5 protein-coding genes are annotated in these 8,910 nt (G+C 45.3%); 4 read left to right on the top strand and 1 reads right to left on the bottom strand.

Annotated features, from left to right (window positions below; genetic code table 11):
* A partial coding sequence (locus VF500_RS21705) for a glycoside hydrolase family 9 protein (RefSeq protein ID WP_330861685.1) occupies positions 1 to 2,541 on the bottom strand: 2,541 nt, incomplete at its 3' end.
* Between the two features lie 476 nt (positions 2,542 to 3,017).
* On the opposite strand from VF500_RS21705, the gene VF500_RS21700 reads away from it, so the two are divergent.
* From VF500_RS21700 to VF500_RS21685, 4 genes are all read left to right on the top strand, one after another.
* A complete protein-coding gene (locus tag VF500_RS21700) occupies positions 3,018 to 4,934 on the top strand; it encodes an alpha/beta hydrolase-fold protein (protein ID WP_330861684.1) in 1,917 nt (638 codons plus the stop codon).
* 37 nt (positions 4,935 to 4,971) lie between these two features.
* The gene (locus VF500_RS21695; protein ID WP_330861683.1) at positions 4,972 to 6,315 is read left to right on the top strand and encodes a family 43 glycosylhydrolase; all 1,344 of its coding nucleotides are present in this window, start codon (positions 4,972 to 4,974) and stop codon (positions 6,313 to 6,315) included.
* 175 nt (positions 6,316 to 6,490) lie between these two features.
* Positions 6,491 to 8,008 (top strand): glycoside hydrolase 43 family protein, encoded by a 1,518-nt coding sequence (locus VF500_RS21690; protein ID WP_330861682.1) that lies wholly within the window; start codon positions 6,491 to 6,493, stop codon positions 8,006 to 8,008.
* A 354-nt stretch (positions 8,009 to 8,362) separates the two neighbouring features.
* The coding region (locus tag VF500_RS21685; RefSeq protein WP_330861681.1) for an alpha-L-fucosidase at positions 8,363 to 8,910 on the top strand (548 nt) is incomplete at its 3' end.

Raw genomic sequence — 8,910 nt, 5'->3', positions numbered from 1 at the left:
CCCTAACTGATTAGCGGCTCCAGACAAAACAATATACTGCGCACAACCGGCTATCGTTACCTCATTCTCTCCCCAGAAAAACGGCCAGTCTTCCTTATTTTCCGGAAAATCAGGTTTAAGCAGCAATATACCAGGCACTACACCACCGGCAATAAACCTAAAGTCGGCCCGGTTATTACCATAGGTTACTTTTTTGGAACGGACACCTACTGCCGATACGAATGAAAGGTTGGAATAAGGATGGCATCCGAAAATATAATTCAATCCTTTGTAAACATATTCAGGACCAATGATATTTGGAAAATATTTATTGGCGAAATAGTTGGTAATGGCAAAATTAATAACCTGACCACTACCGCCCCAGCCGCCCGGTGTAACGGGTACGCCATAAGGGTTCTGTTTATCGTACTCATCACACGAAGCTTTGTACTTTTGCATGTAGCCCGCTATTTTATCCTGGTAATCTTTGTCCATATAAGGGTAAGCATGCAGCGCGCTTATCATAACAAAACCGGGAAAACGGTCGAGCATCGGCATGATCAGTTTTTTGAAGTGATCTGCATACTGCTGATCTTTAGTGGTGATATACAATTGCAGAGCGGCAAGCATTTCGTTACCGGTGGCAAACCTATTACGTGCCAACGCAGTTGAGTCCATATGCATTTTCAGGCTATCATCTTCGTGCCAGAGTCTCAGCGCACATTGCATGCTTTTCGCTGCCAGCGTATCATTATACCCTTTTAGCGCCCGGCTGGCGGCAGCAAGTGCAGCGGTGGTCTGGTAATCCAGTGCTATATTCCTTGTGGTGAATGCCCATCGATCATCCATGGTACCGCTCGATTTCCCATCGGTTTGGTAAGGTTTCAGCGAGGCGTTATAAGGCAGATTATCTGTTTCGTTAACGGCGTCCCCGAGGTGATGGTACTGGTGTAAATTCGGCACGATGATTCCACGTGCCGGGTGGCCGATGTTTACAACTTGCGCCACCAGGTTAAGCGTGCCGTGTTCAATTTGCTGTAAGAGATCAGGCTTACCGTCAGGGCGATGGATATCTACGTAACGTGTAGCGTAATCTACATAAGTTTCATCACGGTCGATCTTGAAATTCTCCCAGGCTTCAACAAAACTCAGCACAACGCTGCAATGCGATGGCGTTTCGATATCAAAGTCGCCGGCATCAAACCAACCGCCAACGTTAAGCCCGGGGATCCGTTCAAGCGGTTTATATTTGGTATCTGTGGTTGGCCCCATTTGGTAAGTATCAAAATGCTGATGGTTTGGAGGAGCCTGCAAGGCATCGTCAAGGAAAGGTGCGCCGTGCCAAACCCGATAAGCTTCGTTTACCATCATGTGGTCCATCTGAACCGGGAACCAAACATCCATTGTGGGATGCCCTATATTTTCATAAACATTTGCATTAATTGGAAAAGCATTGGTTTTTTGATCGCCATAAGCTATAACGTATAAACCGGCTTTTTTAACACTGCTGAAGTCAAACTTCAAATAATTGTACCGGGTAAATTGTCCCCAATGCTGTACATCTGATTTAAGCCGCTCAACATATTTTCCTTCGGGCGTTACTTCAAAAAGCGTTGCAGTTTTTAGTGGCGCGTCATTTTTGTCCAGCTCTATTACAGCGGTCTTTTGCTGATCCGGGCGGTAACCTACCTGCGAAAACTCAATTACCGGCGCACGCTTCCAACCGGGTACAGCATTAGGTTCGATATACCAGGTTAATACCTTGCCTGTTTTACCGGCAGGCAATAAGCCACGCACAATAAACCATCCGTTTTGTGCAAGGCTGCGGCCATCAAACAACATCAGATTGGCATCAAACGATTGAATTTTAATGGTGCGTTCGGGATCTTCGGGTGCCATCACCAGCGTTTTGCCTGTAGCAAGCGGTGCAGGATCAATAAATTCGTTGCGGCCGCGATCATCGAATGTGGTATGGCCGGCAAACTGCGGGATCTTTTGACTTGATGGAAGCATTTTTGTCGAACCCGCCGGATATAGCGGAAATTCGCCTGGTTTTCCATCAATCAAAAATGTTTTTTCAAAATAGGCCGATGGTATGATCTCAAGGTTAAACCCGGCCTTGCCCGCCAACTTTTCCGGCACAGGCTTATCAAGGTACAAATTCAGCTCAACACCGTTTCCTTTTGGAGTCACGCTGATCTTTGAATCAAAATCATAGCCCTCATAACGCATCGTTACATCAATGCGATGGGTAACGCTATCTACGGTACGGTTTACCAGTGTGGGCACCAGGTCCCATTGCTCGGGTGTGTTTTGCAGGCGTACTGCGCCGCCGGTAATGGTGCGAACGCCGTGGTGTATCAGTTCAACACCGGCCGTTTTCTCATCCTGAAAAATCCCGTTGTATTGGTTACTGAATACCAGTACGTTTACGCCGGGTGTTTCAAAATAGCTCAACTTGTTTAATTTTAGTTTTTGAGCCGTGACACGGATAGATGACAGGCAAAAGATTAATGCCATCACCGCCATAACCGGCTTTGGTGTGTAAATTTTTAATTGCATGGTTTATAAGATTGATTATAGATTTTATGATCGGGAAAACCGATTACGGACCGTACGAAAGTATCCGTACAGAGAATGGTCCGCTACCACAATCCAATATTTTGATACCACGAATGTATTCACATCCCTCGGCTATATGATTGTTACAATCAATGCAAACGAACCACTTTCCGGAAAGCCACAAACCATCAAAACAATCTTAAAATCAAATACTTAAAACAATCCATATCAATTAAAAGCGGGTACCACTACATTTACCTTTCGCCCGTTGATTTTTGCTAACCGGGGTTGTTAATTATTTGTTGCCCTTAAACATTCGTTCTATCATTATTATGATTTGTGTTAACTGTGGCAAAAATGCTTCCCCTACTTTCGGGTATTCCTCGAGCGAGCAAAAAACTAATACAATTTAACCCGCTTTAACTCTCTGTTAATCCCAAAGGAGATTATCTCCCTGGGTAAACAGACAACAAATTATGAAGAAGATAGCCTACCTTACCGCCATCGGCATTTTGCCTGCAATGCTGGCCACGTCACAGCCTGCTCTTAAACATTCGCCGGTGGGTTTCGATACCTACCGCACGGGAATAGCACACGGAAAACTGGATACCGTTACCTATAACTCAAAAACAGTTGACGCCAAACGTCGTGCTGTAGTTTACCTGCCACCCGGATATACTGCAAAAAAGACATACCCTGTTCTATACTTGCTGCATGGCATTGGTGGCGATGAATTTGAATGGCTTAACCAGGGCACGCCCCAGGTGATACTGGATAACCTGTACGCCGATAAAAAACTGGAACCAATGATTGTAGTGTTGCCTAACGGCCGCGCCATGAAAGATGACCGCGCCACCGGCAATATCATGGCACCGGATAAAGTTGCCGCGTTTGCAACTTTTGAGCATGACTTGCTGGACGACCTCATCCCCTTCATCCAGAAAAAATACCCGGTATACACTGATCGTGAACACAGGGCCCTGGCCGGATTATCAATGGGTGGTGGTCAATCGCTTAATTTCGGGCTCGGTAACCTGGATAAATTTGCCTGGGTTGGAGGTTTTTCATCAGCACCTAACACCAAAAAACCCGAAGAGCTGGTGCCCGATCCCGATGCCGCGAAAAACAAACTTAAGTTGCTCTGGATCTCATGCGGCGATCACGACGGGTTAATGTCATTCAGTAAACGTACCCACGATTACCTGGAGCAAAAAAATGTACCGCATATCTTCAGTGTTGAACCCGGAATACACGACTTTAAGGTTTGGAAGAACGATCTTTACCTGTTCTCACAGTTCCTGTTCAAACCTGTTGATATCGATAAATATAACATGATGATCTCAGGTGGCCCTGCATCTACCAATATCAGGGGTTCTAAATATCCTTTCATCCTGCCCGACCATCGGGTGGTTTTCCGCTTTAAGGCGCCGGATGCTCAAAAGGTACAGGTGGATCTGGGCAAAAAATATGATATGGTAAAGGACACTGCCGGTTATTGGACAGCCACAACCGATTCAATTGGCGAAGGCTTCCATTATTATTCGTTGATTATAGATGGGATTACTACAACTGATCCTGCCAGCCAAACCTTTTATGGCATGGGCCGTATGGCCAGCGGTATTGAAATACCTTTTGACGGTGGCGACTATTATGCTGTAAAAAACGTTCCGCATGGTGATATCCGCATCAAAATTTATTTTTCAAGCGTCACCAAATCATGGCGGAAATTATTTATTTACACGCCACCCGGTTATGATGCCAGTGGCCAGGCCAAATATCCCACGCTATACATATTACATGGCGGCGGCGAGGATGAAACCGGCTGGGCAACCCAGGGCAAAACCGATATGATCATGGATAACCTGATCGCGGCCAAACAGGCAAAGCCAATGCTGGTGGTTATGCCAGATGCCAATTTTAGCGGCGCGGGTTTTGGTGAAGCCGGACTTAAAACTTTTGCTAATGAAATAAAACAGAACATCATTCCCTTCATAGAGAAAAACTACCGGGTTGACCGTTCTGCGCAGGGCCGTGCCCTGGCCGGGCTTTCCATGGGTGGCCTTAATACATTATATACGGGCATCTACAATACCGATACATTCAGTTATCTCGGCGTATTTAGCTCGGGATGGATCGTACCGGTACAAAATAGCATCGCCGATGCGCAATACGACTTTATGCAGAAAAATGCCGCCAAAATCAACACCAACCTCAAAGCATTTTGGATTGGGATGGGCGGCAAGGAGGATATTGCTTATAAAAATTGCCAGATCATGCTGGGGAAGCTGGATGAGATGAAGATAAAACATACTTATTATGAGTATCCGGGCGGCCATACCTGGCCCGTTTGGCGTAATGATCTTTACAAGTTTGCCCCTATACTGTTTAAATAAATTGAAAAGCAACTAATCACATTAAGAGACTCAGCTCATGAAAAACATTAAGTTTTGGCTATTACTATTTATTTCAACGGTAGGTTTCGCCGGGCAATCTGTGGCGCAAAACCCATTGATCAGGGATCAGTTTACAGCAGATCCCTCGGCACGTGTTTTTGGCGACAGGGTGTATGTTTATCCGTCGCACGATATTAAGGCAACGCCGGGCCATGGCCGCCCCGGCTGGTTTTGCATGGAAGATTATCACGTTTTCTCATCGGCCAACCTCACCGATTGGACTGATCATGGCATGATCATTAGCCAAACTACAGTACCCTGGGCCGAGCCAACATCGTACAGCATGTGGGCGCCCGATTGCATTTTCCGCAACGGCAAATATTATATGTATTTTCCCACTACAGCGAAAGGCAGCGAAAATGGTCGCGGTTTTACCATAGGGGTAGCCGTAGCTAATAAACCTTACGGGCCCTTTACCCCACAGCAGGAGCCAATAAAGGGCGTACACGGCATCGACCCCAATGTTTTTATAGATAAGGACGGGCAGGCCTATCTGTACTGGGCACAAGGAAACCTGTATGCGGCAAAACTTAAAGAGAACATGCTGGAACTTGCTTCAGAACCGGTAATTTTAACTGAGATGCCGGCCAAGGGGCTGAAGGAAGGCCCTTACCTTTTTGAACGTAATGGTATTTATTATCTCACCTATCCGCATGTTGCCGATAAAATTGAAAGACTGGAGTATGCAATTAGCAACAACCCTATGGGGCCTTTCAAATTTGCAGGTGTGCTTATGGATGAATCGGCTTCCGGCTGCTGGACCAATCATCAGTCTATCATTCAATTTAAAAATCAGTGGTACGTATTTTATCACAATGACGACCTCTCGCCTAACTTCGATAAAAACAGATCGATAAGATGCGACAGCCTCTTCTTCAATGCCGACGGAACGATCAAAAAAGTTATCCCAACCCTGCGTGGCGTTGGAATAACCAAAGCTTCAGAAAAAATACAGATAGACAGGTACAGCGATAAGGATAGTACCGTGCAAGTCTCCTTTCTTGATACGGCAAAAAGATTTGACGGATGGAAGACTATCTTCAACAATGCCGGTAGTTGGATCCGTTATAACCGTGTTGACTTCAGCGGCAAAAAGTTTAAAGAAATGCAGATCATGGCAAATGCAGCAGCCCCGGCAACTATAGAAGTGCGGTTGGGCGATGCGAGCGGACGCTTGCTGGCGACGGTAAACATTGCTAAAGGAAACGGCTGGCAACTTATACAAAGCAGCCTCGCTTCACTCCCGCCGAAAACCGCTGACTTGGTGATGGTCTTAAAAAGCGGCACCGAGGTAGATATTGACTGGATAAATTTTAAATAAACTCAAATTATGCCTGTAAATCGCTTACACGAGTCCCCTCTGTTGTTTAATGATAATCTTCAGCTTAAAAAGCAGGTTAGGCGTTGGTTAATTTTCAACGCATTTTAAAATGGAACTCTATTATAAAAAAAACGCCGTCTTACGGAAACTTGTCCTGACATGCCTTGTATGGTGGTTGGCAACATTACAGTCAAACGCGCAGACTGCACAAAACCCCGTTATTTATGCAGACGTTCCGGATGTATCCATGATCAGGGTTGGCGACTTTTATTATGCAAGCAGTACTACCATGCATCTTAGCCCGGGGCTGCCCATTATGAAATCAAAAGACCTGGTAAACTGGCGCATTGTAAACTACGCGTATAACACACTTGACAGTGGCGATGCTCTTAACCTGTCGAATGGTGCGAATGCTTATGGCCGCGGCTCGTGGGCAAGTAGTTTACGTTCTCACAATGGCACGTTTTACGTATCTACCTTTTCTGGCACAACCAATAAAACTTATATCTACAGCACAAAAAACATTGAAAAAGGCCAATGGGAAGTCAAATCCTTTACGCCGGCCCTGCATGACCATTCATTGTTTTTTGATGATAACGGTAAAGCCTATATGATTTATGGGAGCGGCAGGATCATGCTGGCCGAACTGAAGGATGATCTGTCAGGCGTCAATCCTGATAAAAAACCGCAAATCCTTATTGAGAATGCAAGCGCCGTTGCCGGTCCCAACATTGGTTTGCCTGCTGAAGGATCGCAATTATTTAAAATCAACGGAAAATACTTCCTTTTTAATATCAGCTGGCCAAAAGGTGGGATGCGTACCGTTTTAATACACAGGGCAGACAAGCTTACCGGACCTTACGAGGGGCGTGTAGCCCTTCAGGATAAAGGCGTGGCCCAGGGCGGACTTATTAATACCCCTAAAGGCATTTGGTATGCCTATTTATTTCGTGATTTTGGTGCTGTTGGCAGGGTGCCTTACCTGGTGCCGGTTACATGGGCAAATGGATGGCCGGAATTAGGGATCGATCATAAAGCACCGGATGTGCTGGATTTACCTGCGGGCAAAGGCTTGACACCGGGTATTGTATCGTCGGATGAATTTAGCCGAAAGAACGCAGAGCCCACGCTCCCTTTGGTATGGCAATGGAACCATAATCCCGATGATCAATTATGGTCGTTAAGTAAGCGGCCGGGCTATCTGAGACTGGTCACCGGACGAACAGACAGCACTTTACGATCAGCACGTAACACCTTAACACAACGTACCATTGGCCCCGAATGTTCAGCAACAACTTTAATTGATGTCGCCAGCATGAAAGACGGCGATTTTGCAGGTCTTGCATTGCTGCAACAGAGATATGGCTTTGTCGGTGTTAAATCAGACCACGGCTCCAGGCAAATTGTAATGATTAATGCGCAGGCCGGTACAACCACAGAATCGGCCTGCATACCTTTAACGCAAACAACTATTTATCTTAAAGCAAGCTGCGACTTTCATAACCGAACCGACAAAGCCTACTTTTTTTATAGTTTCGACGGACAAAAATGGGAACCTATCGGTACGCCTTTGCAAATGGCTTATACAATTCCTCATTTTATGGGTTACCGCTTCGGCCTGTTCAACTACGCAACCAGGCAAACGGGTGGTTATGTCGATTTTGATTTTTTCCACATCAACAATACACAATAGATAGCTATAAACCTAATCTACTTTTCAGAATAATACAGAGATCATACTGAGTATTTCCGGGTCGTTGGTTGCTGTTGGGCACCTATGAATTGCTGTCATGGCTGTTTAAAGCAACCAGAACGGGTCGGATTTATGCCAATGAAAGTCTGATTAATATAATCCTGCTAAGGGCGTTTTATATAATTTCGTGCAACCAGATAACCATATAACAACCTTTGCTTTGAGTTATTGTAAAAAGCTTTTTATATACGCAAAGATGGTTATGTTCTCAATTATATAAATAGCTAATTCTGAAACTAAATTATGTTTAAGCAAAAAATAAAAATTATTGCAACCGGGCTTACGTTAACTCTCATGAGTTATTCTTCTGCTGTAAAAAGCCAGGAAATGGGCGATGCAGAAAAAAAATCAATGGAAAAAGGCAAGATCTACCCATCATTAAAGGGTGTAGGGCAAGGCGTATCCGGGCCGGGCTCCAATCTTTCGCCCGAAAAGATGCAATGGTGGGAAGATCAAAAATTTGGGATGTTTATACATTGGGGCTTATATGCAATACCGGCCACAGGTGAATGGACCATGTTTAACCAAAAGATACCGGCCGAGGAATACGCCAGGTTAGCAGATCAGTTTAATCCGAAGCATTTTAGCGCTGCAGAATGGGCTAAAGTAGCGAAAGAGGCAGGCATGAAGTATATGGTAATGGTTAGCAGGCATCATGACGGTTTTGCCCTTTGGAACAGCCCTTCAAGTTATAAGCATTTTGATAGTTGGGAAACTGCTGCTCACCGCGATTTTGTAAAAGAATATACAGATGCCTGCCGCAAAGCGGGTTTATATGTGGGTATTTACTACTCTCCGCTGGATTGGCGTTTTCCTGGTTATTTCGACCCCAAGGGTCTGCC

The sequence above is a fragment of the Mucilaginibacter sp. genome, from assembly GCF_036383575.1.
Taxonomy (GTDB): Bacteria; Bacteroidota; Bacteroidia; order Sphingobacteriales; family Sphingobacteriaceae; genus Mucilaginibacter.
This window is presented reverse-complemented; position numbering and strand designations above follow the sequence as displayed.